This window comes from Streptomyces sp. NPDC104307, assembly GCF_055584045.1.
This window is the reverse complement of record NZ_JBVJMU010000016.1, coordinates 22,892-48,724: the sequence shown is the minus strand read 5'-3', so window position 1 is coordinate 48,724 and position 25,833 is coordinate 22,892. Positions and strand designations below refer to the sequence as shown.

Sequence of the window (25,833 nt, the reverse complement as noted above, 5' to 3'; positions counted from 1 at the left end):
CGGCTCCAATGTAGGCCCGGGACGGGCCTGCTGCCCGCTGTCACGCCCCTCGGTACGCCCGTCCGGAGGGCCGCCGGACCCCGCGCCGGTCAGCGCGGAGTCGGTACGCCGGTCAGCGCGGTGACGACCGGCTCCAGGGCCTGGTTGATCTCGTCACCGATGGACCGGAAGAAGGTGATCGGGGCGCCGTAGGGGTCGTACACCTCGTCGGCCTCCGCGGTCGGGGCCAGCAGCCAGCCGCGCAGCGCGGCGGCGGCGCGCACCAGCGCGCGGGCGCGCTCGACGACGCCCTCGGCCTTGGCGTCGGGCAGCGTCGCGTGGTCTATCGCCCGGACCAGCCGGGTGAACTCCTTGAGGGTGAAGGTCCGCAGACCGGCCGAGTGCCCCATCGAGATGACCTGGGCCCGGTGGTCGCGGGTGGCGGTGAGCACCAGGTCCGCACGGATCACGTGCTCGTCCAGCAGCTCACGGCCGACGAAGCCGGTGGCGTCGGCGCCGAAGTCCGCGAGGACCACCTCGGCGTTGGCCTCCATCGGGGCACCCTCGTGCCCCCAGGTGCCGGCACTCTCCACGATCAGGCCGCCCTGGAGCGGGTCACCGAGCCGGTCCACGAGGGCATGGCGGGTCAGCCGCTCGGTGATCGGTGAGCGGCAGACGTTGCCGGTGCTGACGTGGAGGATGCGGAAAGTGTCGGTCCGGCCCGCTATGCCACGCCCCTCAGGGGCGGTCAATTGGCCACCTCAAGGTCGGGTACCACCTTGCGCAGCTCCTCCGCGGAGAGCGCGCCGGCGCGCAGCAGGACCGGCACCTTGCCGGTGACGTCGACGATCGAGGACGGGACGATGCCCGGCGTCGGACCGCCGTCGAGGTAGACGGAGACGGAGTCGCCGAGCATCTCCTGGGCGGCGTCGCAGTCCTCGGGCGAGGGGTGTCCGGTGAGGTTGGCGCTGGAGACGGCCATCGGGCCGACCTCGGTGAGCAGCTCGATGGCGACCGGGTGCAGCGGCATCCGGATGGCGACGGTGCCGCGGGTCTCCCCGAGGTCCCACTGGAGGGACGGCTGGTGCTTGGCGACGAGTGTGAGGGCGCCGGGCCAGAACGCGTCGACGAGCTCCCAGGCCTGCTCGGAGAAGTCGGTGACCAGACCGTGCAGGGTGTTCGGGGAGCCGATCAGGACGGGGGACGGCATGTTGCGGCCGCGGCCCTTGGCCTCCAGCAGGTCCCCGACGGCCTCGGCGCCGAAGGCGTCGGCACCGATCCCGTACACCGTATCGGTGGGCAGCACGACCAGTTCGCCGCGGCGGACGGCGGACGCGGCCTCACGCAGACCCGTCGTACGGTCGGTCGCGTCGTTGCAGTCGTATCGCCGTGCCATCAGCCGGCCTCCTCAAGCATGTACGGGTAGGGCTGGTACGGGTCGTGCGGGTGGTGTCCGCCGGTCACGGCATGGCCTTGCGGGCCGTGGCGAAACGCGGGCGGTTGTTCAGGTCGGGGTGATCGGCCGCGTCGGCCCAGCCCCGTTCCTCTGTGAAGATCCACGGCACCTGGCCGCCCTGGGTGTCGGCGTGCTCGATGACGACGAGGCCGCCGGGGCGCAGCAGCCGGTGGGCGGTGCGCTCGATGCCCCGGATGGTGTCGAGGCCGTCCTCGCCGGAGAAGAGCGCCATCTGGGGGTCGTGGTCGCGGGCCTCGGGGGCCACGTACTCCCATTCGGTGAGCGGGATGTACGGCGGGTTGGAGATGACCAGGTCGACCTGTCCGTCGAGCTCGGGAAGGGCCGTCAGAGCGTCTCCGCGGTGCACGGTGACCCTGGAGTCCTCGGCGTTCTTCCTGGTCCATTTGAGGGCGTCCTCGGACAGCTCCACGGCGTGCACGCGCGAGCGCGGCACCTCCTGGGCCATGGCGAGGGCGATGGCGCCGGAGCCGGTGCACAGGTCGACGATCAGCGGCTCGACGACGTCCATCGCGCGGACGGCGTCTATCGCCCAGCCGACGACCGATTCGGTCTCCGGGCGGGGCACGAAGACGCCCGGCCCCACCTGGAGCTCCAGATAGCGGAAGAAGGCACGTCCGGTGATGTGCTGGAGCGGTTCGCGGGCCTCGCGCCGGGCGATGGTCTCCCAGTAGCGGGCGTCGAAGTCGGCGTCCGGCACGTTGTGCAGCTCGCCCCGCTTGACGCCGTGCACGAACGCGGCGAGTTCCTCCGCGTCGAATCTCGGCGAAGGCACACCGGCGTCGGCCAGCCGCTGGGTGGCCTGGGCCACCTCGGCGAGCAGCAGGTTCATCGCGGTTCTCCGTACAGGTTCACGAGCGGTGCGGGGTGGTGGAGCTTACGCGGCGGCGAGCTTCGCGGCGGAGTCGGCGTCGACGCATGCCTGGATCACGGCGTTCAGGTCACCGTCGAGCACCTGGTCCAAGTTGTACGCCTTGAAGCCGACGCGGTGGTCCGAGATGCGGTTTTCCGGGAAGTTGTAGGTACGGATCTTCTCGGAACGGTCGACCGTGCGCACCTGGCTGCGCCGTACGTCGGACGCTTCCTGCTCCGCGGCCTCCTGGGCGGCGGCCAGCAGCCGCGAGCGCAGGATGCGCATGGCCTGCTCCTTGTTCTGGAGCTGGCTCTTCTCGTTCTGGCAGGAGGCGACGACACCGGTGGGCAGGTGCGTGATGCGGACGGCGGAGTCCGTCGTGTTGACGGACTGGCCGCCGGGGCCCGAGGAGCGGTAGACGTCGATCCGCAGGTCGTTGGCGTGGATCTCGACGTCGACCTCCTCGGCCTCCGGCGTGACCAGCACACCGGCGGCGGAGGTGTGGATGCGGCCCTGGGACTCGGTGGAGGGCACGCGCTGCACGCGGTGCACGCCGCCCTCGTACTTCATCCGGGCCCAGACGCCCTGGCCGGGTTCGGTGGCCCCGTTGCCGCCCTTGGTCTTCACGGCGACCTGGACGTCCTTGTAGCCGCCGAGCTCGGACTCGGTGGAGTCGATGATCTCGGTCTTCCAGCCGACGCGCTCGGCGTAGCGCAGGTACATGCGCAGCAGATCGCCGGCGAACAGGGCGGACTCGTCGCCGCCCGCGCCCGCCTTGATCTCCAGGAGCACGTCCTTGTCGTCGCTGGGGTCACGGGGTACGAGCAGGAGGCGGAGCTTCTCGGTGAGCTCCTCGCGCTCCTTCTCCAGGTCCTTGACCTCGGCCGCGAAGTCGGGGTCGTCGGCGGCGAACTCGCGGGCCGTCTCGATGTCCTCGCCGGTCTGCTTCCAGGAGCGGTACGTGGCGACGATCGGGGTCAGCTCGGCGTAGCGCTTGTTGAGCTTGCGCGCGTTGGCCTGGTCGGCGTGGACCGCCGGGTCCGCGAGCTTCTTCTCAAGATCGGACTGTTCGCCGATCAGTTCCTCGACCGCCTCGAACATCTTCGGGCTCCTGGTTTCTTCGCTCTTCTTCGCTGGACGTGGCTGCCTGGCGGGATACGGGGTCGCCGTGTCCCGGCCGGAAAAAACGCCGGTCTCGGCGCCCCCGGGAAGAGGGCGCCGAGAACCGGCGCAGTTGGCTCGCTACTTGCTGGCGGAGCCGGCAGCCTTGCCGAAGCGGGCCTCGAAGCGGGCCACACGGCCACCGGTGTCGAGGATCTTCTGCTTGCCCGTGTAGAACGGGTGGCACTCGGAGCAGACGTCCGCACGGATGGCGCCGCTGTCCAGGGTGGACCGGGTGGTGAACGAGGCGCCACAGGTGCAGCTGACCTGGGTCTCGAAGTACTGGGGGTGGATCTCGCGCTTCAAGGGTGTCTCCTAGTTTCGGGAGGGCGCCGGGTCGTACGCGCGGATTGCGTGTCCGTGAACCGGGGCCGACGGACCAGTCTGCCAGGACCGGCCGTATCTCCCAAACCGGGGTAGCCGCGGAACTATTCCCGGGTGCTCCGGGTCACCCGACGATGTCGCCCGCGTCGCCCTTGTCGCCCGCCGACTTCGCGGTGGCGGACGCGGGGATCGGCAGGTCGTGCCGGAGCGCCGTCCACACCTGCTTTCCGGCCTTCTCCTGCGGTATGACGCGGTTCGGGTCGGCCGGGTCGTACTCGACCGGCATCGTCACCATGTGGACGTCATTCGCGCCGAGGCCCTTGAGCCCGTTGGCGAAGCCCGCGAGCTTCTTGACCGAGCCGAGGTCCGAGTCGGTCGTGATGGCCTTGGTCGCCGTGTCCGCGAGGCCGTACATCTTGGTGCCGTTGAGGACGCCGACGCTCTTCGCCTGCGCCATCAGCGCCTTGATGAACGCCTGCTGGAGCTGAATGCGGCCGAGATCGCTGCCGTCGCCGACGCTGTGCCGGGTACGGACCAGGCCGAGCGACTCCTCGCCGTCGAGGGTGTGGGTGCCCGGCTCCAGGTTCAGGTGGCTCTTGGGGTCGTTGATCGCCTTCTTGGTGGTGATCTCGACCCCGCCGAGCTTGTCGATCAGCTTCTTGAAGCCGGTGAAGTCGACTTCGAGGTAGTGGTCCATCCGGATCCCGGACATCGACTCGACGGTCTTGACCGCGCAGGCCGGTCCGCCGACCTCGTACGCCGTGTTGAACATCGCGCGCTGCTCCCCCGGGACGTCCGCGCCGCTCTCGTCGCTCTTGCACCCGGGCCGGGTGACGAGGGTGTCGCGGGGGATGGAGACGACACTCGCGCTCTTGTGGCCCTTGTTGACGTGGACGACCATCGCGGTGTCGGAGCGGGCGCCGCCCTGGTCGGCGCCGTACTGCTTGTTCGCGCCGGAGCGGGAGTCGGAGCCCAGGACGAGGATGTCCTCCGAGCCGTTGTCGACGTTCTGCGGGCGGTTCTTGCCGAGGGCGTTGTTGATGTCGACGGCCTTGAGGTTGCCGTCGAGCTGGAAGTAGGCGTAACCGAGTCCGCCACCGCCCACGACGACCAGGCCGGCCAGACTCCAGGCGGCTATGACGGTCGCCCTGCGGCGGCGGGACGGCTTCCTCCGGCGTTTGCCGGTAGCCCGTATTCGGCCTGTGCTCCCGCTCTGCTCGGTCATCCGTCTCCTCGATCCCTCGGCTGCTCCCGGCTACCCCCTGCTGCGGTGTGCGGGTCCTGTCGCCGCGTCGTCCCTGTCGGGTACGACGTCACGGCGACAAGAAGGGTTGCACAGGGCAGCGGGGTCGCCGGGCGTGCGCACCACGGTCACGCGGAGGCCGGAGACCACCCGTGATCCGGCGCTCACCTGCGGTTTCTTGCCCGGTACAGGCAACGCGTGGAGCGTGCGGGGGCCGCCGCCCGTGTGGCGAAGGTCTCGGACCGGTCACGGCGTACGAGACAGGGCCGCCCCCGGCACCGAAGTGACGGGGGCGGCCCTGAGTACGGCACCGGGCTCAGGGCCTGTCCGGCGGATCATGGCCGGGGGCGCGGCGTCTGGCACGGCACCTCGCCGCGTTGCCGAAACGCCCCAATAGCTCCGCTATCGAGACGCTCCGGCGCCTTGCGATGCACCGCACCAGACACCGCGCCCTATCCGCCCCTGATCCGCCGGACAGGCCCTAGTCGTTGTTACCCGGGGCCGGTGTCGTCTTCTGGATCTGGAGCAGGAACTCCGCGTTGGACTGGGTCTTCTTCATCCGGTCCAGGAGGAGCTCGATCGCCTGCTGCTGGTCCAGCGCGTGGAGCACCCGGCGCAGCTTCCAGGTAATCGCCAACTCGTCGGTGCCGAGCAGGATTTCTTCCTTACGGGTGCTGGACGCGTCGACGTCCACCGCCGGGAAGATGCGCTTGTCGGAGAGCTTGCGGTCGAGCTTGAGCTCCATGTTGCCGGTGCCCTTGAACTCCTCGAAGATCACCTCGTCCATGCGCGAGCCGGTCTCGACGAGCGCGGTGGCCAGGATGGTCAGCGAGCCGCCGTCCTCGATGTTGCGCGCGGCACCGAAGAAGCGCTTCGGCGGGTACAGCGCGGTCGAGTCGACACCACCGGACAGGATGCGGCCGGAGGCCGGGGCGGCGAGGTTGTACGCGCGGCCCAGACGGGTGATCGAGTCCAGCAGGACGACCACGTCGTGACCCAGCTCGACGAGACGCTTGGCGCGCTCGATGGCCAGCTCGGCGACGGTGGTGTGGTCCTCGGCGGGACGGTCGAAGGTCGAGGAGATGACCTCGCCCTTGACCGACCGCTGCATGTCGGTGACTTCCTCCGGACGCTCGTCGACCAGGACGACCATCAGGTGGCACTCGGGGCTGTTGACCGTGATCGCGTTGGCGATCGCCTGGAGGATCATGGTCTTACCGGTCTTCGGCGGGGCCACGATCAGGCCTCGCTGGCCCTTGCCGATGGGGGCGACCAGGTCGATGATCCGCGTCGTCAGGACGTTGGAGTCGGTCTCCAGGCGGAGCCGGTCCTGCGGGTAGAGCGGCGTCAGCTTCTGAAACTCCGGGCGGCCACGGCCGGTTTCGGGCGCCATGCCGTTGACCGTGTCGAGGCGGACCAGCGCGTTGAACTTCTCGCGGCGCTCGCCGTCCTTGGGCTGGCGCACCGCACCGGTGACGTGGTCACCCTTGCGCAGGCCGTTCTTGCGGACCTGGGCGAGCGACACGTACACGTCGTTCGGGCCCGGCAGGTAGCCGGAGGTCCGGATGAACGCGTAGTTGTCGAGGATGTCCAGGATGCCCGCGACGGGGATCAGGACGTCGTCGTCGGTGACCGGCGGCGCGTCACTGGCGAAGTCGTCGCGGCCACGGCGGCCGCGGCGGTCGCGGTAACGGCCGCGCCGGCCGCGCCGGCCGCCCTCGTCGTCGAAGTCGTCCTGCGGTCCGCCGCCGCCCTGCTGGCCCTGGTTCTGTCCCTGGCCCTGGTTCTGCCCCTGGCCCTGGCCCTGGCGCTGACGCTGGCCGCCCTGGCCACCGCCCTGCTCGTCGCCGCCCTTGCCGCGACGGTCGCGCTGGCGCTCGCGACGGTCACCGCGGTCACTGCGGTCGCCGCGGTCACCACGCTCGCCGCGCTGGCCCCGGTCCTGGCGGTCGCCCCTGCGGCCCTCCGCGTTGTCCGCGGCGGCCTCGGCCTTGGGCTCGGAGCGGTCCTCCGCGGCTGCCTCGCGCTTCGGCTCGTCCTGCGTACGGTCCTTGGCCTGCGCCTTGGCGTCCGCCTTGGTCTCCGGGCTGCCCGCCTGGGCGGTCGCACGGCGACGACGGCGCTCGCCCGCAGGCTGCTCGTCACTGGCCGGCTGACCGGGGATGTCGATCTGCTGCTGGTCCGCGGTCTTGTCGGCGGCAGTGGCGGCCGGGGCCTCCTCGGCACCGGTGCGCGCCTTGGAGGTGGCCCGGCGCTTCGGCTTGGTCCCGGCCTCTTCCGCAGGGGCCGCGGCGGCGGCCTTGGCGGCCTTGGGCGCGGAGGAGCCGCCGGCCTGGGCCTCCTTGATGACCTCGATCAGCTGGCTCTTGCGCATCCGCGCGGTGCCCTTGATGCCGAGGCCGGACGCGACCTGCTGCAGCTCGGCCAGGACCATGCCGTCAAGGCCGGTGCCGGAGCGGCGGCGCCGTGCGGTGGTGCCAGTGGCAGCACCTTCGGCGGGCGCGGCGCTGTCGACGCTCTTGTCGGCAGTCACGCCCATCAGATCGGTGGTGTCGCTCACGAAGGGTCCTTCCCTGGAGCGGACGTCGGCCTTCTGGCTCGGCGACCGGTTGTGCTGTCCGACTGCGGTCTTTGGTTGTGCGGACCGTGCCGGGGCGGTGGTCCGCCGGGTAGGTGCGGCGGAGAGATGAACGTGTGCATGGGCCCGGCGCGAGCATCCCCCTGCTCGGCCCACTCCTGGACGAGCGAGAGGGTGTCGTGCCGGTTCCGGAGCGTGCTCGAAACTGCTCAGGCAGGCTGCTCAGGCAGTTGGGGAGGCTCCCGGAAGAAATGGTGGTCCCGGAAAGGGACACGAAGCAACGCGCCACATAGACGTCGATTGCAGACTTGAGGTTAACACTACCGGCTCCAACAAACATTCCCCCTCTCACGCACCGGCAATCACTTCTCGGCTACGGGGCGAGCGGCAGCACGCTCGCACCCTGGGCGTCGAGAGTGAGCCGGTTGGCCGCCCAGCCCTCGCCCGCCAGCCGTGCGACCTTGTCGGCCGCACCGTCCTCGGCCAGTGCCAGCACGGTCGGCCCGGCACCGGAGATGACCGCGGGGACGCCGTCCGCGCGCAGTCGGTTCACGAGTTCCACGCTCTGCGGCATCGCCGGGGAGCGGTATTCCTGGTGCAGCCGGTCCTCCGTGGCGGTGAGCAGCAGCTCGGGGCGCCTGGTCAGGGCCTCGACGAGCAGTGCGGCACGGCCCGCGTTGAAGGCGGCGTCGACATGCGGAACGGTGCGCGGCAGCAGTCCGCGGGCGGTCTCCGTGAGCACCGGGTTGCCGGGGACGAAAACCACCGGAACGATGGAATCAGCGGGATCCATCCTGATGGCGCGGGCCGATCCGCCGTCCATCCACGCGAGCGTGAACCCGCCGAGGAGACAGGCCGCGACGTTGTCCGGGTGGCCCTCGATCTCGGTGGCGAGCTCCAGCAGGGCGGCATCGTCCAGCCGGGCGTCACCGCCGGTCGTCACGGCGCGGGCGGCGACGATGCCGGCGCAGATGGCGGCGGAGGACGAGCCGAGGCCCCGGCCGTGCGGGATGCGGTTGGCGCAGACGATCTCCAGGCCGCGGGGCTGTCCGCCGAGCAGGTCGAAGGCGGTGCGCAGGGACCGTACGAGCAGGTGGTTCTCGTCGCGGGGCAGCGTGTCCGCGCCCTCGCCGGCGATGTCGATGTGCAGTCCGGCGTCGGCGACGCGGACGACGACGTCGTCGTAGAGCCCCAGCGACAGGCCGAGGGCGTCGAAGCCCGGACCCAGGTTGGCGCTGGTTGCGGGGACGCGCACCCGTACGGCGGCGGCTCGGAAGGCGGGACCGGCCATCGCTCTGACGACTCTCCTTGTGAGGCGGCGGGGAATTCCGAAGTGCTAAGAGATATTCGCGCGCACCCCGGTCATATGCGGCGGGGTGGGTTGGGTACAGCTTATCGAAGGAAGGTTCTGTGGCGACATAGGGCGCACAGGAGGCGCACGATGCGTGTCGCCCGTCGGCGGTGCGCTCTCCGCCGCGAAAAGGGCGGTTGGGCCGGCTTCCTGACGAATCCGCTGCCGCGGCCGCGCGGTGCGCACCAGGCACCGCACGGCCGCCGCGCGGTGCGTCCTACGCGAGGCCCAGCTTCTCGGCGGCGGCGACCGCGTCGACCGGGACGGTGACCGGCTGGGGGGCGCCCGCGACGGCCCAGTCCGGGTCCTTGAGGCCGTTGCCGGTGACCGTGCAGACGATGCGCTGGCCCCGGTCGACCTTGCCCTCTTCCGCGGCCTTGAGCAGACCGGCGACGGAGGCCGCCGACGCGGGCTCCACGAAGACGCCCTCCTGGGAGGCCAACAGCCGGTAGGCGGAAAGGATCTGCCGGTCCGTCACCTCATCGATGGAGCCGCCCGACTCATCGCGCGCGTTGAGCGCGAACTGCCAGGAGGCCGGGTTGCCGATCCGGATGGCGGTGGCGATGGTCGACGGGTCCTTGACGATCTCGCCACGCACGATGGGCGCGGAGCCGGAGGCCTGGAAGCCCCACATCCGCGGCTTGTGCGTGGACAGGCCGTCCCCGGCGTACTCGGTGTACCCCTTCCAGTACGCGGTGATGTTGCCCGCGTTGCCGACCGGCAGGACGTGGATGTCCGGGGCGTCGCCGAGCGCGTCGACGATCTCGAAGGCGGCCGTCTTCTGGCCTTCGATACGGACCGGGTTGACCGAATTGACCAGCGCCACCGGGTAGTTGTCCGAGAGCGAGCGGGCCAGCGTCAGGCAGTCGTCGAAGTTGCCGTCGACCTGGAGGATCTTCGCGCCGTGCACGAGCGCCTGGCCCATCTTGCCGAGCGCGATCTTGCCCTGCGGTACCAGGACGGCGCAGACCATGCCCGCACGGACCGCGTACGCGGCGGCGGAGGCGGAGGTGTTGCCGGTGGAGGCGCAGATGACGGCCTGCGCGCCCTCCTCCTTGGCCCGGGTGATCGCCATGGTCATTCCGCGGTCCTTGAAGGAACCGGTGGGGTTGGCGCCCTCGACCTTGAGGTGCACCTCGCAGCCCGTGCGCTCGGAGAGGACCTGAGCCGGTACGAGCGGCGTGCCGCCCTCACGGAGCGTGACGACCGGCGTCGTGCTCGTGACCGGGAGACGGTCCCGGTACTCCTCGATGATGCCGCGCCACTGGTGGGTGCCCTTGGTGGTCATGGGTCCTTACTCCCCTTCAACACGCATGATGCTGGCGACACCACGTACGGTGTCGAGCTTGCGCAGCGCCTCGACCGTCCCCGAGAGGGCGGCGTCGGGCGCGCGGTGGGTGACGACGACGAGCGAAGCCTCGCCGTCGGGTTCCTGACTGTCAGGCCGGCTCTGCTGGCGGACCGTATCGATGGATACGCCCTGTTCGGCGAAGACCGTCGCGACCTGGGCGAGTACGCCAGGCTTGTCGGCCACGTCGAGACTGATGTGGTACCGCGTGACCACGTCGCCCATGGGGCTGACCGGCAGACGCGTGTACGCGGACTCGCCGGGGCCCGGGGCCTCGTTGAGCTTGTTGCGGCAGACCGCGACGAGGTCGCCGAGGACCGCGGAGGCGGTGGGCGCGCCACCGGCGCCGGGGCCGTAGAACATCAGCTGCCCGGCGGCCTCCGCCTCGACGAACACCGCGTTGTACGCCTCGCGGACGGAGGCGAGCGGGTGGCTGAGCGGGATCATCGCGGGGTGCACGCGGGCCGTGACCGAGCGGCCGTCGGTGGCGCGCTCGCAGATCGCGAGGAGCTTGACGGTGCAGCCCATGCGGCGGGCGGAGGCGATGTCGGCGGCGGTGACCTCGGTGATGCCCTCGCGGTGCACGTCACCGATCTTCACCCGGGTGTGGAAGGCGATACCGGCCAGGATCGCGGCCTTGGCTGCGGCGTCGAAGCCCTCGACGTCGGCGGTGGGGTCGGCCTCCGCGTAGCCGAGCGCGGTGGCCTCGTCGAGCGCCTCCGAGTACCCGGCGCCGCTGGTGTCCATCTTGTCGAGGATGAAGTTCGTGGTGCCGTTGACGATGCCGAGGACCCGGTTGACCTTGTCACCGGCCAGGGACTCGCGCAGCGGCCGGACGAGCGGGATGGCGCCTGCCACGGCGGCCTCGTAGTAGAGGTCCCGGCCGTGCTTCTCGGCGTCGGCGTGCAGGGCGGCGCCGTCCTCCGCGAGGAGCGCCTTGTTGGCGGAGACGACACTGGCGCCGTACTCGAAGGCGGAGCGGATGAGCGTGCGGGCGGGCTCGATGCCCCCGATGACCTCGATGACGACGTCGATGTCGCCCCGTTTGACCAGGGCCGTCGCGTCGGTGGTGATCAGTGCGGGGTCGATGCCCTCGCGCACCTTGGAGGGCCGGCGCACGGCGACGCCGGCGAGCTCCACCGGCGCGCCGATGCGCGCGGCGAGGTCGTCGGCGTGCGTCGTCATGATGCGCGCCACCTCTGAGCCGACCACTCCACAGCCCAGCAGCGCCACCTTCAGCGGACGCGTACGCATCATCCGACCTCGTTTCCTTTACATCTGATGTATGGACCAGTCTCACTCACCGGACGGGCGTTCCCCGCCACCCGTCCGGATCCTGAGATGTTTATGGGGGACCTGGGGTGTGCCCCGGGAAATACGGCGTCAGCCGACGTCGAGTCGCAGGAGATCTTCCTCCGTCTCGCGCCGGACGATGACCCGGGCCCCGCCGTCGCGCACGGCGACGACCGGCGGGCGCAGCGCGTGGTTGTAGTTGCTCGCCATGGAACGGCAGTACGCGCCGGTGGCGGGCACGGCGATCAGGTCGCCGGGGGCCAGGTCGGACGGCAGGAAGGCGTCCTTGACGACGATGTCGCCGCTCTCGCAGTGCTTGCCCACGACCCGGACGAGCATCGGCTCCGCGTCCGAGGTACGGGAGACGAGCGCGACGCTGTACTCGGCGTCGTACAGGGCGGTGCGGATGTTGTCGGACATGCCGCCGTCGACGCTGACGTAGGTCCGCAGCCCCTCCAGGGGCTTGATCGTGCCGACCTCGTACAGCGTGAAGGCGGTCGGTCCGACGATGGCGCGGCCCGGCTCGACGGAGATCCGGGGGGTGGCGAGCCCGGCGGCCTCGCACTCGCGGGTCACGATGTCACCGAGCGCCTTGGCGATCTCGTGCGGCTCGCGCGGGTCGTCGTCCGAGGTGTACGCGATGCCGAGGCCGCCGCCGAGGTCGATCTCGGGCAGCTCGACGCCGTGCTCGTCGCGGACCTCGGCCAGCAGCTGCACCACGCGCCGGGCGGAGACCTCGAAGCCGGCCATGTCGAAGATCTGCGAGCCGATGTGCGAGTGGATGCCGATCAGTTCGAGCCCGTCGAGGGTGAGCGCCCGCCGGACCGCTTCCGCGGCCTGTCCCCCGGCCAGCGCGATGCCGAACTTCTGGTCCTCGTGCGCGGTGGCGATGAACTCGTGGGTGTGGGCCTCGACGCCGACGGTCACCCGGATCTGTACCGGCTGGCGACGGCCGAGCCGCTGCGCGATGTGGGAGACCCGGACGATCTCCTGGAAGGAGTCGAGCACGATCCGCCCGACGCCCGCCGTGACGGCCCGCTCGATCTCGTCGACCGTCTTGTTGTTGCCGTGGAAGGCGATGCGCTCGGCGGGCATCCCGGCGTCCAGGGCGGTGGTCAGCTCACCGCCGGAGCAGACGTCGAGGTTGAGGCCCTCCTCCTTCAGCCAGCGCACGACCGCGCGGGAGAGGAAGGCCTTGCCCGCGTAGAAGACGTCGGCGCCGGGGCCGAAGGCGTCGGACCAGGCGCGACAGCGGTCCCGGAAGTCGGCCTCGTCGAGGAAGTAGGCCGGGGTGCCGAACTCCTCTGCCAGCCGGGCGACTTCGATCCCGCCGACGGTCAGCGCGCCGTGCTCGTCGCGGGTGACGGTGCGGGACCAGACCTTCTCGTCGAGGACGTTGAGGTCCTCGGCCGGGGCGGAGTAGTGGCCCTCGGTCATGACGTCGGCGTGACGGGGACCGGCGGGGTGTGCGGATCGGCTCATCGTGTTGCTCTGCTCTCTCGGGTCTCTCAGAGGTACGGGGGCGCGCTGACGCCGAGCAGGGACAGGCCGCCTGCCAGCACCGTCCCGGCGGCTTCGGCGAGGGCCAGCCGGGCGCGGTGGGCGGCCGAGGGTTTCTCGTCCCCGACGGGGAGCGGTGACGCGGCGTCGTGGAAGTCGAAGAACGCGTGCGCGACCGCTTCGAGGTGGCGGGCGAGCCGGTCGGGCGCGCGGTGCCGGGCGGCGGCGGCGAGGACGGCGGGGTGGTCGGCGATGAGGGCGAGGAGCGCTAGCGCCTCGGGCTCCTCGGATGCGGCGTCACCGGGGCCGCCGGGGTTACCGGCGTCACCGGGGTTGCCGGGGTTGCCGGGGTTGCCGGGGTCGCTGGTGAACCCGAGCCGCTGGGCGCCGAGGGTGAGCGCGTGGGCGCGGGAGTGCGCGTAGCGGACCAGGAAGAGGGGGTTGCCCTCGCCCTGGACGAGGAGTTCGTCCCCGAGGGGGGCGCGGTCGTGACCGGCGGGCCGGAGGAGCCCCCAGCGGGTGGCGTCGGGCCCGAGCCGCTCCAGCAGCTCACCGGCGGCGGCACCGGCCGGGACCGGCCGGATCTCCGTCAACGGGACGGGGGGCCGCCCGTGGGCATCGACGGCGATGCCCAGGCGCGCCCAGTCCGGGTCGGAGACCTCGTCACAGCTGATGCGTACGGGTGCGCCCTGCGACCGTACGAGCCTGCGCACCGCGTCGGCGGTGACGGCGGCCCGGACCTCGCGGGGGTGGCTGAATTGCAGCGGCGTCCCGGCGAGCGCGTCGCCGTGTCCGTAGCGCGACCCCTGCTCCAGCACCTGCTGGACGAGTGCGCCGTGGGCGTCGGCAGGGGCGTCGAGCGTGAAGTTCAGGAAACCGGGGCCGGTGATCTCGACCCGCCCGATCCCGGGCGCCCCGGCCATGCGCGCCCGAAGGATCTCGGCCACCTCACGCGGGGGCAGTGCGGCGGGCCCGGCCAGCTGGAGGGCGACGGCACTGGCGTAGTCGCCGCGCCCGCCCGGCCGCGTCCTCTCCACTCGCACGCGCGCGGGCACGGGCGCGCGCAAGGCGTCCTCGTCGACCGCGCGGCGCACGGCGTGCAGCACGGTCGAGGAGAGATCGGCGGGGGTCACGGGACAAGCGTATGGGAGGGAGGGGGGCCTTTCGCGAACCGGTTTCGCCATCCGGTCAGCAGCCGGTCAGCCGGCGGCGCTCTCCGCCCGCCCGGCACCCTGCCTGCCGTCGAGCGCGGGCGGCCTGCCGCGCTCCATCAACTGTCGTACGACCCGCACCAGCTCGCTCGGCTCGAAGGGCTTCGCCAGGAACGCGTCCACCCCAGCCGCCACGCCGTTGTCCACCTCGTACGGCGTGCAGGCGCTGATGATCGCGACGGGCAGCTGCCGGGTCCGCGGATCGGAGCGGAGTCTGGTGGCCGTCTGCAGACCGTCCAGCCGAGGCATGACGACATCGAGCGTGATGACATCGGGACTGACCCGATGCACCAGATCCAGACACTCGACACCATCGGCCGCGGTCACGACCTCGAAGCCCTCAAGCTCAAGATTGACCCTGATCAACTGCCGGATGACCTTGTTGTCGTCGACAACAAGCACGCGGCCGGACGCCACTGACACCCTTCGAGAGTAGGCGGGCCGGAGTGGCTGCGTCCGGGTTTTGCCCACTTCCGTCCCCGGACGGATGGCGGCACAGGTTGGCCGGATGTGTGTGCGACGGGTCGGGCGGGGCTCGCGGGACCCGCGCGACACCTCGGCGGCGGCTCCGTGGCGGCTCGGCGGCGGCTCGGAAATACCTGTTCACGGCCACCCCGTCGAAGCTGGTAGTGTTTCACCCGTCGCAGAGCAACACCGCGATACGCCCCCGTAGCTCAGGGGATAGAGCATCGGCCTCCGGAGCCGGGTGCGCAGGTTCGAATCCTGCCGGGGGCACTTTCACCGGAACAGCGTGATTGCGGCGCTGGACAGGTGAAGTGCCAGACTTCGAGAGCCGGACCCAGTTTCACTGGGTCCGGCTCTTTTGTCGTTGCGTGAGACCAGCGACCACGGGCGTCGGCTCAGCTGCGGCTCTGGCTGAGCCCTCGATCCCGCCCATCCCCGATCCGGCTGCTAACCTCCGGGCGGATTGCGCCGCACCATCCGGAGTGCGCGCGTCATGGGGGGAACATGTTCGGCATGATTGCGGGGCTGATCGTTGCCCTGGTCTTCACGATAGGCGGCACTCGGGTCGCCCTGAACATTCGAGGTGCCGCCCACACGATGGCGCGGCGCCGCGAAGAGAACGTCGACCTGCAACGGCAGGCCCAGGGAATGCTCGGCGCCGCGCCCATCATCTGGCCCGTGGCGCTCTTTCGCTGCACAGGTGCGTTCGTCGGGCTGTGCGGCCTGGCGGGGACGCTGTTGGCGGTGATGTTCATCATGGCCGACATCACCTAGGTCCGCACGAACTCAGGGCGCCGGGTCGGCATCGCGCACGCCCGTCTCTCCGCGGCACAGTCCGGGCAGCCGTTGATGTCCCGAGGGGCTGAGGAAGAACCGTCGGCCGACCGGTCCGCGTCCAGGCCCTAGTTCTGCGGCGCCAGGGTGCGCAGGACGCAGAACTCGTTGCCCTCCGGGTCTGCCATGACCACCCAGCTCCGGTCCGGGCCCTGGCCCACGTCCGCCCTGGTGGCGCCGAGACCGAGCAATCGGCTCACCTCGTCCTCCGTGCTGCGGTCGATCGGGCTGACGTCGAGGTGCAGCCGGTTCTTCATCGTCTTGCCCTCGGGCACCTGGATGAACACCACGGTGGGCGGCATCTGACCGGCCCGGACATCCTCGACGGTCGGCTCCCAGGAACCGATCTCGACCTTGTCCTCACTCCGGTCGATCACCTTGAAATCCAGCACCTCGCACCAGAAGGCCGCGAGCCGCTCCGGATCGTGGCAGTCAACACTCAACTCGGTGAACCTGCTTGCCATAACTCCCCCAGACCGTGCGGACGGGGCCCACCGTACCGTCCGGCCGTGGCCCGTGCGGGCGGCCCCGTTCCGCCGCCGCCCGCACGGAACCGTCAGCCGGTCGGGAAGTGGTCCGGAGTGCTGATCCGGTCCTTGAGCAGTGCTCCGGACTCGGTCAGTACGCCGCTGCTGCTGTAGTCGCCGCCGTCGCAGGTTCCGGGCTGGAATGCGGCGCTGCTCTCCGGAGCGTCGGAGTAGGTCCAGTTCGCGTAGCTGATCTTCAGCTGGTCGAGCAGGTCCAGCCAGGTCGTGGTGCTAGCCCGGTCCATCGCTCCACCGCCGGTGGCGCTGACCGTGCCGAACTCGGTTACGAACAGAGGCAGTTGCGCGGCGGCCCGGCTCACTGCCGCGCGGTAGTTGTCCTTGTGGCTCGCGGCGTAGAAGTGGAACGTGTACATGATGTTGGTGGCGTTGACGCGGTTGTTGACGATCTCGCTCTCGCTGGAGCCGTCGGAGACTCCCAGCGAGGACCAGCCTCGGGTGCCGACCACGATCACGGCGTCCGGGTCGGCGGCCCGGATGACCGGGATGACCTGTTCGGCGTAGCTCTTGATGGCCGGCCAGCTCACGCCGTTGGGCTCGTTGGCGATCTCGTAGATCACGTTCGCCTTGTCGGCGTTGCGGGCGGCGACGGAGGCGAAGAACGTCTTGGCGCGGTCGAGGTTGTAGTTCGGATCGCCCGGCGTCAGGGTGTGGAAGTCGATCAGGGCGTACATGCCCCGGTCCTCGGCCATGTCGACGAGGCCGTTCACGCGGTCCGTGAAGCCCGCCGGGTCGGTCTCGTAGCCGTCTTCCTGTACGTACATGGCGATGCGCAGGAGGTCCGCCTTCCAGTCGTGGGCCAGCGCGTCCATCGAGGCGGCGTTGTAGCACTGGCTGAACCACTGGATGCCGTGCGTGCTCATGCCCCGCAGCTGTACGGGGCGGTCGTACTGGTTGCAGAGGTTCACTCCGCAGACGTGGAGCTGTCCGTTGATCCCGACGGGGGTGCCGTCGTCCCCGACGGGCGGGGGCCCGTCGTCGGAGCCCGTGCAGGGGACGCCGTTGAGCGTGAACGCGGAGGGGGCCGGGTTGGCGCCCGAGAACGTGCCCGTGAAACCGAGCTCTGCCGCGGCGCCGGTGGCCAGCGCGGCGTTCCAGTCCGGGGCGGCGGCGGTGGCGGTGACGGCGGAGCCGGACTGCGACCAGGTGGCGTTCCAGCCCTGCGCGAGCCGCTGCCCCGCGTCCGGCATGGCGAATCCGAGCTTCCAGCCGGCGACGGGGGCGCCCAGGTTGGTGATCTTCACCGCGGCCTGGAAGCCGCCCTGCCAGGTGTTGGTGACCGTGTAGTCGACCCGGCAGCCGGTGGCGGCCACCGCCGGCTGGGGGGCGACCAGGGCGGTGAGGCCCAGGACCGTCGCGCAGGTCGCCAGTAAGGCGAGAAAGCGTTTCAAGGCGTTCCTCCTCGTGCGAAGCGGACAACGACGACGGGAGCCATGGGGGTCACAACGAATATGGGAGCGCTCCCATTTCTCCGTTGGCCCGAGACCGTACACCCGTACGCCGACGGCGCGGAAGACATCCGACCGCTGGGAGCGGTGATGGATAACAAGATGATCAACATGTGGATCACTTTGCCCACTAGTGAATCCTGTGCCCGGTTAGTGAAGATCATTCAACCTTCACGTGAAGGCGTGTTCATGGCACTCTCACGGAGCAAGCGGCAGCGTCGACGTGTGGAAGAGGCGAGCACGCCGGCAGTTGTCGCGCCGCGGGGAGTCTGACCCGGACAGCGGATCGCCTGTCATGCTCATGCAGAAGTGCTGCCGAACGGTCTAGAGATTGCAAGGCAGACATGTCAATGCTCAGAGACGTCGGCAGACGCCGGCGTCGCATACGTTCCGCTCTGACCAGAGCCACCAGTGCGACGGCTCTCGTCACCGCCGCAGCCGTGCTGATGGGTGTGATTCAGGCTCCGCAGGCGCTGGCCGCCCCGGCACCGGAGGAGGACACCGGGGCCAGCCGCAACAGCGTCGGCGAGTCCCCACGGCGTGACCGCTGCCTCGCCGGGGTGGCGCTGCACGTCGGCGGACCGCAGATGAAGGCCAAGGCCATCGAGGCCCTGACCGGCACCGACGGGCAGCTCCGTGAGGCCATCGGCGACATCGGCTGGATCGGCTTCGGCCCCCTGGGCACGGCCGGAACCGCCGACGAGGACGACGGCAAGGCCTACCGGGACGCCATGGACCTGCGTACCGAAGAGCTCGACGAGGCCAACAAGCCCTACCGCGAGTCCGCGTGGGCCAGCGACGACATGGAGTGGCACGCGCCCTCCTTCGGCGCGGACGTGAACTACTTCACCGCGATCAACAAGGTCCAGCTCGTCTCCCCGCTCGGCTGGGACGGCCACAGCGAGGCCAGCGACGAAGCGATCGCGCGGGCTCACGCGATCGCCGACGAGAACCAGGGCAAGGACAGCTGGGACGACGCCTCGGCCGACTGGATGCTGCGGGACGTCGGATACAAGTACTCGGGCGGTACCACCTCCAGCGACATCGGCGCCTACCTGCGGCGCGGCGGATACGCGACCGAGGCACCGGCCGAGGGCTCGCCCGAGTACCGCGTCGAGGTCGAGGACCTCAAGCAGGCCTGGGCGGCCTGCGACTACCAGAACCCGATCGACCCGCGCCGCAACCTCAACGCCCCGCTCATGAGCGCGATGGTCGAGTGGGAATCGGAGTACGCGGGGCAGGCCCCGCAGCGGGCGGCGGTCATCCAGGCGGAGGCCGACGCCGCAGCGGCGACCCAGGCCGCGACCAACGACATGGTCGAGGCCATCCGGCAGGCCTGGATCGTCGAGCAGATCCTGACCTGGCGCAAGTACTGGCAGGACGAGCTCGCCAACGACCCCGAGACGATCTTCGACAAGCCCGACAAGGCGTTCTACGACAAGGCCACCGCCGACCTGGGCGCCGCCCGTACCAAGGTGGCCGCCCTGGTCGTCTCGGCCAAGTCGCAGGCGGGCAAGGCCGCCACGGCGGCGCAGAAGGCAGCGACCGCGCAACAGGAGGCCTGGGCCGTCGCGGACAGCGCCCATGTTCCGCGCGGGCGGGGCCTGATGTACGCCCAGCAGTCGGTCCAGGTGGCCCGCGCCTCCGCGGCCGCCGCCACGGCCGCCTCGAAGGCGACCGAGACCGCGCTCTCCGCCGCCAACGCGACGATCGCGAACGCGGACGCCCTGCTCGCCAAGGCGCAGACCGACTCGCACGCCATCAGCACCGAGTTCCGCCGGGTCGCCGCCGAGGAGGCCGCCGCCCAGGCGAAGGCCGCCGCCGATAGCGCAGAGACCAACGCCGGGGCCGCCGCCGACAGCGCGAAGACGGCGAAGGACGCCCGCACGACGGCGGAGCAGAAGCGGAACAAGGCCGAGACGGCCGCTGCCACCGCCGCTTCCGAGCGCGCCAAGGCGCAGACGGAGAAGGCCAACGCGGCCGCCTCCCGCGCCACTGCCGCCACCGAGCGGGCCAAGGCGCAGGAGGCCGAGCGGCGGGCGACGACCCAGCAGACGACGGCCAGCAGCGCCGATGCGGCTGCCGAGACGGCGAAGACCGACGCGACGGCGAAGCGCAAGGTCGCCACCGAGAAGGCGAAGGCCGCGCAGACCGCGCGGGAGAAGGCCGTCGTCGCGCTCCAGGCGAAGCAGGCCGTCGCGGCCCGCGCCGCCGCGCTCGAAGCGGCGGCCACCGCGGCCGAGGGCACTGCCGCGTCCGCCGAGACCCGGGCGGCGGCCACCGCCGCCCGTACGGCGGCGAACCAGGCGGTCCAGGCCGCCACCGCCGCGCAGACCGCGGCGGACGAGGCGACCACCGCCGCCGTCGGCGCGCGGACCGCCGCGACCAAGGCGGAGGGCGCCGCCGGGCGTGCCGAGGCCGACGCGGTCAAGGCGTGGTCGGCGTACCGCACATCGCTCGGCGCGGCCTCTTCCGCGTACGCGGCCGCTGCCGTGGCGCTGGACGCGTCGCAGGACGCGGCGCTCCTCGCGGACAACGCCGCCACGGCGTCGGGGAACGCCACGGAACTGGCCAAGAAGGCCGAGCAGGAGTCGGTGGCCGCCGGGTCAGAAGCGGCAGCGGCCGTGAAGTCGGCCGCGACCGTGCTCGGGCGCGCCTACGCTGCCGGACAGGCGGCGCTGGCCGCGCGTGACAGCGCGAAGGAGGCGATCGCCGCTTCCAACGAGGCCATCGCGGTGGGAACCCCCTACCGGGTGACGGACAGTTCGGCCGCGTTCGCCGTGCTCGTCGGCCAGTCGTCGAAGACGATCGCCGAGCAGCAGGCGGCGGCCGCAGAGGCCAAGGCCACGGAGGCGGCAGCGGCGTCCGAGTCCGCGCAGCAGGCTGCCACGCAGGCCACGGGTGACGCCAAGCTCGCCGCGGAGGCCGCCGCTCGTGCCGCGAGCGATTCGGTGCGTGCCGTCGAGGCCGTGACCCGCGCCCAGGCGTCCGCCGCAGAGGCGTCGGCCGCGCACAAGGGTGCCAAGAGCGCGTCCACCGAGGCGGCCGGATTCTCCGAGCAGGCGGGTACCGACGCGGCCAGTGCCGCTCTTCTCGCGACCGACGCGCGCGACACCGCCGACGCGGCGGACCGCGAGGCGACCGACGCCGAACGGCATGTCGCGGAGGCCAACGAGAAGGCGGGCCGGGCCGGGGAAGCCGCCAAGGGAGCCCAGGACAAGGCGGATCAGGCGGAGAAGGACGCCAAGGACGCCGAGGGCAAGGCGTCCGACGCGCAGGGCGACAGCACCGCCGCCGAGAAGGCGGCCGAGCAGGCCGAGAAGGAACAGCGCGAGAAGAACGAGGCCGCGCACAAGGACGCGCTCGCGGAGGGCGTCACGCCCATCAAGGGCGGCGCCGACAACTGGCCGCTCCTGGGCGAGCGCGAGGAGAAGATCCTCCTCGACGCGTGCGGCCAGACCTGTGTCGACGACTACCGGGCCGGTCTGAAGGCCGTTTCCGTGGACCTCGTGGCGTGGGCGACGGCCAACGGCGGACAGATCCTGTTCGACGAGCTCGACCCGGCCGATGTGAAGGAGTGCCTGGCCGGCTACGACGTCGAGGACTGCCTCTGGGATCTCGTCGACATCGCCTCCTCCGTCGCGACGGTGGGCCGGGTGCCCGCGCTCGCCCAGGCGGTGGAGAAGGTCTCCGAAGGCGTCCGGCGGATATTCGTCGACGCCGACAACGCCCTGCGCCGGCTCACCGAGCTGACCGCCGTCATCAGTGACGTCCGCTCCACCCCGCGCCTCAACCAGTGCCTCGCCGGAGTCGCCCTGCACGCGGGCGGCGCCAAGATGAAGGCCAAAGCCATCGAGGGCCTGACCGGCACGGACGAACAGCTGGACGCCGTCATCGGTGACGTCGGCTGGATCGGGTTCATGCCCCTGGGGCAGGCCCGGGACCAGGACGAGAAGGCCGGCTACGCCTTCCGGGACGCGATGGCGGCCCGCGAGGCCCTGCTGGAGGACGCCAACCGGCCGTACGCGATGAGCTCGTTCGACGACGGGATCACCCTGCACGCGCCGGAGTTCGGCGAGGACATCCTCGGGTTCACCCTGGCCTCACAGGCCCAGATGTCCCAGCGTCTGGGCTGGGACGACCACACCAACGCCGGCGCCGAGGCGGTGGCGAAGGCCCGCGAGGTCACCGAGCAGAACCGGGGCAAGGACAGCTGGCACGACGCCCAGGCCGACGTCATGCTGCGGTCCTCCAATGTGAGCGAAACCCGCTACTCCGGCGGTACGACCTCGGCCGACATCGGCAGTTACCTGCGGCACGGCGGCTTCCTCGGCAAGAAGGTCGCCGAGGACTCCCCCGAGTTCCGCGTCGAGGTCGAGACCCTCAAGCAGGACTGGGCCTCGTGCAACCACCAGGACCCGGTGGACCCGCGCAACTCGCTGAGCGAGGTCGTCTCGCAGGCCTCGGCCGAGTGGAACGCGGAGTACGCCGGCCAGGCGGCGCCGCGTGCGGTCATCATGCAGGCGGAGGCCGACGCCGCCGCCGCGACCCGGTCCGCCGCGGACAACATGGTCGAGGCCATCGGCCAGGCCTGGCTCGCCGACCAGATCCTGCGCTGGCAGAAGTACTGGCACGACCAGCTGGAGAACGACCCGGACGACATCCTCAAGCCGAAGCAGTCCCTCTTCGACAAGGCGAAGACGGACCTCGCGAAGGCCCGGGGCAAGGTCCAGGCGCTCGTCACCGCCTCCCAGCAGCAGGCCACCGCCGCCAAGGCCGCCGCGCAGCGCGCGGTGACCGGCCAGCAGCAGGCCTGGGCGATCGCGGACGCCGCAGAGGTGCCGCGCGGCCGAGGGCTGCTCTACGCCCAGCAGTCGGTCCAGGTCGCCCGCGCCTCGGGTGCGGCCGCCACGGCTGCCGCGAAGGCGACGGAGACCGCGCTGAACGCGGCGAACGCGACCGTGTCGACGTCCGAGGCGCTGCTCGCCCTGGCGAAGACCGAGGCGCACGCGGTGAACACCGAGTTCCGCCGTATCGCCGCGCAGGAGGCCGCCTCCCAGGCGAAGGCCGCGGCGGACAGCGCCGACGCCTACGCGACCTCGGCCGCGGCGAACGCCGCCACGGCCAAGAAGGCCAAGGAAACCGCCCTGGCGGAGGAGGAGGACGCCCGTAAGGCCGCGGCCGAAGCCCAACGGACGCGTGCTGTCGCAGAGTTGGAGCGCGCCAACGCGGCGGCTTACCGGGCCACCGCGGAGAGCGAGCGGGACAAGGCCGCCGGTCATGAGGCGGACGCGGTCGCGCAGGGCCGGATAGCCTCGGACGCGCGTGCGTCGGCGGAGGCGTCCGGAGCCACGGCGTCGTCCCGCAGGGCCGACGCGGAGCAGGCGGAGCGCGACGCGGTCGCCGCCCGTGGCGACGCCCTTGAGGCCGAGCAGCGGCGGGACTCGCTGAAGGCCAAGGCCGCTGCACTGGAGGCGCACGCCGCCGCTGTGGACGGTACGGACGCCGCTGAGGCGGCCCGTGCCGCCGCGACCGACGCCCGTAGCGCCGCCGACACTGCGACGACGGCGGCCACCCACGCACGCGCCTCGGCGAACGCGGCCACCACCGCTGCCACCAACGCCCGTGAGGCCGCCACCAAGGCGCAGGGCGCGGCAGCGCGCGCCAAGGCGGCGTCCGACGCCACCTGGGCCTCGTACCTGGTGGCGGCCGGTTCAGCCGCCGCGGCGCACGCGGCGGCGGCCGAGGCCATCGACGCCTCGGAGGCGGCGGCGCTCGACGCCAAGGGCGCCAGGGAGGAGTCGGTGAAGGCCTCCGCCGCGGCCAAGACAGCGAAGGAGGAGGCGGCGGCCGCCCGCAGTGAGGCGGTCCAGACAGCGTCCTGGGCGGCGACCACCGCGGGCAAGGCGCTCGCGGCGGTGCAGTCGTCGCTCGCGGCGCGGGACTCCGCGGCAGCGGTGAACAAGCCGGCGCACGAGGCGATCTCGCTCGGCGGTCCGTACCAGGAGACCGACAGCTCGGCCGCGTTCGCGACGCTTCTCGGCCAGCAGTCCCTGACGGTCGCGCAGCAGCAGGCGGCCGCGGCCGGCGCCACGGCCGACATGGCGGAGGGGTTCTCGGCGGAGGCGAAGGCCCTCGCCGCGAAGGCCGCGGCGGACATGAAGCTCGCGGCGCAGGCGTCCGCGGCAGCGGCGTCCGACGCGGTCCGCGCCGCCAAGGCGTACCAGCGGGCCCAGTCCTCGGCCACCCAGGCCTCTGCGGACTCGAAGCTCGCTCAGGCCTCGGCCAAGCGTGCCGACGGCTACGCGGAGTCGGCGGGCGCGGACGTGGCGAAGGCCTGGACGGCGTCGAACGACGCCCAGGTCGACGCGGCCGCGGCGGACAGCGCGGCCACCGAGGCGGAGCACGACGCCGCTTCGGCCCGCGCCACGGCCACCAAGGCCGAGGATGACGCGGCCAGTGCCCGCTCCACCGCCACCAAGGCGGAGACCGACGCGACGGCGGCGGAGAAGGCCTCCGAGGGCGCGTGGGACGCGGCGAACGAGGCTCAGGAGGCCGCGGACCGCACGGAGAAGGCCGACAACACCGAGCAGATCAACCAGGGCGCCACCACCGGGATCGGTGGGGTGTGGCAGGTCCTGGACCACATGGAGTTCATCGGCGAACCGAAGAACGTCGTCAAGGACAACTGCAACCCGATCATCCACGTCGGCAACTGCACGATCACGGCCGATGTCACCTACAAGTCCCATTACGACGTGTTCATGTGTCTGGCCGAGCAGGGCACCTACTCGGGCAGTTGCCCGGACGCGGACACGATCTATCTCGGCACCGACGTCTCAAAAGCCAAGACCGAAGAGATGTCTCACACGCTGACGATGGTCGAGTTCAACTCGGGCATCGATCCGATCGACATCTTGCTCGGTGACTTCATCGGCTGCGCGAAGAAGCTCAATCCCTTCGCGTCGGGCGGCAGCTGGGGTGACTGCGCCTGGGTAGCGGGCATGTTCGTCGCCGGCGCGCTGTTCAAGGCGGCTTCGGCCGCAGCGACGGCGCTGGACGCTTCCCTCAAGACGGGCATCGCGTTCACCGACGCCTGGCGGGCGCTGCGCACCCTCGGCCTGTCGGAGAGTGCCGTCAGCGGCATCATCAGCCGTATCGTCCGGAAGCTCTCCGAGGCGTGCGCGAAGCTCGGCCCCCGGACATTCAAGGTCACGGTGTTCTCCGTCGCGGCGGCCGGCGCCGACGACGTCACCGAGTGCGCGAGGAAGTTCCTCAAGGACTTGGTGAAGGACGGGGACCACGTGGTCCTCGGCGTCAACCCCTACTCGGACGATCTGGCCAAGACCATCCCCGGCGCGCACACGTTCAACGGGGACGAGTACTCGGCCGAACTGAGCGCGGGCCTGGGAATGGGGCAGCGCGCCATCTGGACGGTGGGCGTGGAGGACGCGGTGGCCAACCCCAACGTGAAGATCTCGGTGTCCCTGGACGGTGTCCCCGGTGCCAAGAACGCCGACGACGCACTGGCGCTGCTTCTGCAGCGAGGGGAAACGATCAAGAACAGCGACTGGTCGGTCATCCAGTCCGAAGGTTATGGAACCGCATGGGAGATGATCAAGCTCCGCTCAGCCGTCAGGCTTGAGAATCGCACGTGGTCGTCCATCGAGTGGCACATGACCAACGACAAGGGCAAGGTCGTAACGGTGAAACCGGAGCGCTTCAAGTACCCCAACGGAGAGCTGGTGCCCGATGAGTGAGGAGATGGCGCGCATGACAGATTTCCGCCGCGAGGGCCGGCTCTTCAGGATCAGCGGGTACAACCCCTCGCACCGGCAGCTCTTTCTCAGCAGTGAAGCCACGCTGGTGGACCGGACCACGACGAGGGTCGAGGTGTACTTCGGCCATGTCACGCTGATGTTCCTCAAGCCCCTCTACAGGAATGGGCTTTACGTCCGGGCGGCGAACGAGGCCGAGTTCGGCATGCTGAGCGAGCGGCACGGCATTCCGGAGGAGGAGGCCCCCTACACATGGATGCTGGAACGGGACGGCGACAGCTTTATTCGCAGCGGCAAGCCGTCCTGGCGCGAGGCGGAGTACGAGCTGATGGGCGAGCGACAGTCGTTGTACGACCCACAAGCGCCCTGGCCGCCGGAATTCCCCGCAGAATGGGGGCAGATCGGCTGACCGTTCGGCGGCTCGGGGTGATCGGTCCGACCTGACGGT

18 protein-coding genes and 1 tRNA gene are annotated in these 25,833 nt (G+C 70.9%); 4 read left to right on the top strand and 15 right to left on the bottom strand.

Annotation, left to right across the window (positions count from 1 at the left end; genetic code table 11):
* Nucleotides 1-89: 89 nt before the first annotated feature.
* The 13 genes from ACZ601_RS30565 to ACZ601_RS30505 form a co-directional block, all read right to left on the bottom strand.
* Nucleotides 90-731 (bottom strand): arsenate reductase/protein-tyrosine-phosphatase family protein, encoded by a 642-nt coding sequence (locus ACZ601_RS30565; protein ID WP_469544132.1) that lies wholly within the window; start codon nt 729-731, stop codon nt 90-92.
* Entirely contained in the window at nt 728-1,375 is a 648-nt protein-coding gene (locus ACZ601_RS30560) for an L-threonylcarbamoyladenylate synthase (RefSeq protein ID WP_440572962.1), read from the bottom strand. The genes ACZ601_RS30565 and ACZ601_RS30560 overlap by 4 nt, the downstream gene beginning before the upstream one ends.
* Nucleotides 1,376-1,439: 64 nt before the next feature.
* On the bottom strand, nt 1,440-2,285 hold the full coding sequence (prmC, locus tag ACZ601_RS30555; protein WP_123461669.1) for a peptide chain release factor N(5)-glutamine methyltransferase: 846 nt from the start codon (nt 2,283-2,285) through the stop codon (nt 1,440-1,442).
* Nucleotides 2,286-2,330: 45 nt separating this feature from the next.
* The gene (prfA, locus tag ACZ601_RS30550) at nt 2,331-3,407 is read right to left on the bottom strand and encodes a peptide chain release factor 1 (RefSeq protein WP_073736888.1); all 1,077 of its coding nucleotides are present in this window, start codon (nt 3,405-3,407) and stop codon (nt 2,331-2,333) included.
* A 141-nt stretch (nt 3,408-3,548) separates the two neighbouring features.
* Nucleotides 3,549-3,773: a 50S ribosomal protein L31 gene (gene rpmE / locus ACZ601_RS30545; RefSeq protein WP_024490824.1), complete on the bottom strand. Its 225-nt coding sequence runs from the start codon at nt 3,771-3,773 to the stop codon at nt 3,549-3,551.
* A 142-nt stretch (nt 3,774-3,915) separates the two neighbouring features.
* Nucleotides 3,916-5,016: an LCP family protein gene (locus tag ACZ601_RS30540; RefSeq protein WP_469544126.1), complete on the bottom strand. Its 1,101-nt coding sequence runs from the start codon at nt 5,014-5,016 to the stop codon at nt 3,916-3,918.
* A gap of 499 nt (nt 5,017-5,515) precedes the next feature.
* Nucleotides 5,516-7,594: a transcription termination factor Rho gene (gene rho / locus ACZ601_RS30535; protein WP_469544123.1), complete on the bottom strand. Its 2,079-nt coding sequence runs from the start codon at nt 7,592-7,594 to the stop codon at nt 5,516-5,518.
* Nucleotides 7,595-7,985: 391 nt separating this feature from the next.
* The gene (thrB, locus tag ACZ601_RS30530; RefSeq protein ID WP_327339056.1) at nt 7,986-8,903 is read right to left on the bottom strand and encodes a homoserine kinase; all 918 of its coding nucleotides are present in this window, start codon (nt 8,901-8,903) and stop codon (nt 7,986-7,988) included.
* 277 nt (nt 8,904-9,180) lie between these two features.
* The gene (gene thrC, locus ACZ601_RS30525; RefSeq protein ID WP_440572959.1) at nt 9,181-10,251 is read right to left on the bottom strand and encodes a threonine synthase; all 1,071 of its coding nucleotides are present in this window, start codon (nt 10,249-10,251) and stop codon (nt 9,181-9,183) included.
* A 6-nt stretch (nt 10,252-10,257) separates the two neighbouring features.
* Nucleotides 10,258-11,568, bottom strand: coding sequence for a homoserine dehydrogenase (locus tag ACZ601_RS30520; RefSeq protein ID WP_469544120.1), 1,311 nt, complete (start codon nt 11,566-11,568; stop codon nt 10,258-10,260).
* 126 nt (nt 11,569-11,694) lie between these two features.
* On the bottom strand, nt 11,695-13,086 hold the full coding sequence (lysA, locus tag ACZ601_RS30515; RefSeq protein WP_469544117.1) for a diaminopimelate decarboxylase: 1,392 nt from the start codon (nt 13,084-13,086) through the stop codon (nt 11,695-11,697).
* Between the two features lie 26 nt (nt 13,087-13,112).
* Entirely contained in the window at nt 13,113-14,237 is a 1,125-nt protein-coding gene (gene nrtL, locus ACZ601_RS30510) for an ArgS-related anticodon-binding protein NrtL (protein WP_469544114.1), read from the bottom strand.
* Nucleotides 14,238-14,303: 66 nt separating this feature from the next.
* Nucleotides 14,304-14,738 carry a response regulator gene (locus ACZ601_RS30505; RefSeq protein WP_440572955.1) on the bottom strand — a complete coding sequence of 145 codons (435 nt, stop codon included), beginning with the start codon at nt 14,736-14,738 and terminating at the stop codon, nt 14,304-14,306.
* A gap of 240 nt (nt 14,739-14,978) precedes the next feature.
* On the opposite strand from ACZ601_RS30505, the gene ACZ601_RS30500 reads away from it, so the two are divergent.
* Both ACZ601_RS30500 and ACZ601_RS30495 read left to right on the top strand, forming a co-directional pair.
* Nucleotides 14,979-15,050, top strand: a tRNA-Arg gene (locus ACZ601_RS30500).
* A 234-nt stretch (nt 15,051-15,284) separates the two neighbouring features.
* A complete protein-coding gene (locus ACZ601_RS30495; RefSeq protein ID WP_469544111.1) occupies nt 15,285-15,554 on the top strand; it encodes a hypothetical protein in 270 nt (89 codons plus the stop codon).
* Between the two features lie 128 nt (nt 15,555-15,682).
* Here the strand turns inward: ACZ601_RS30495 and ACZ601_RS30490 are convergent, their stop codons facing one another.
* Both ACZ601_RS30490 and ACZ601_RS30485 read right to left on the bottom strand, forming a co-directional pair.
* The gene (locus tag ACZ601_RS30490; protein WP_469544108.1) at nt 15,683-16,078 is read right to left on the bottom strand and encodes a VOC family protein; all 396 of its coding nucleotides are present in this window, start codon (nt 16,076-16,078) and stop codon (nt 15,683-15,685) included.
* A 92-nt stretch (nt 16,079-16,170) separates the two neighbouring features.
* The gene (locus tag ACZ601_RS30485) at nt 16,171-17,550 is read right to left on the bottom strand and encodes a cellulase family glycosylhydrolase (RefSeq protein WP_469544105.1); all 1,380 of its coding nucleotides are present in this window, start codon (nt 17,548-17,550) and stop codon (nt 16,171-16,173) included.
* A gap of 401 nt (nt 17,551-17,951) precedes the next feature.
* On the opposite strand from ACZ601_RS30485, the gene ACZ601_RS30480 reads away from it, so the two are divergent.
* Both ACZ601_RS30480 and ACZ601_RS30475 read left to right on the top strand, forming a co-directional pair.
* Nucleotides 17,952-25,367 (top strand): polymorphic toxin type 27 domain-containing protein, encoded by a 7,416-nt coding sequence (locus tag ACZ601_RS30480; protein WP_469544102.1) that lies wholly within the window; start codon nt 17,952-17,954, stop codon nt 25,365-25,367.
* Between the two features lie 13 nt (nt 25,368-25,380).
* Nucleotides 25,381-25,794: a hypothetical protein gene (locus tag ACZ601_RS30475; RefSeq protein ID WP_469544100.1), complete on the top strand. Its 414-nt coding sequence runs from the start codon at nt 25,381-25,383 to the stop codon at nt 25,792-25,794.
* Nucleotides 25,795-25,833 lie beyond the last annotated feature (39 nt).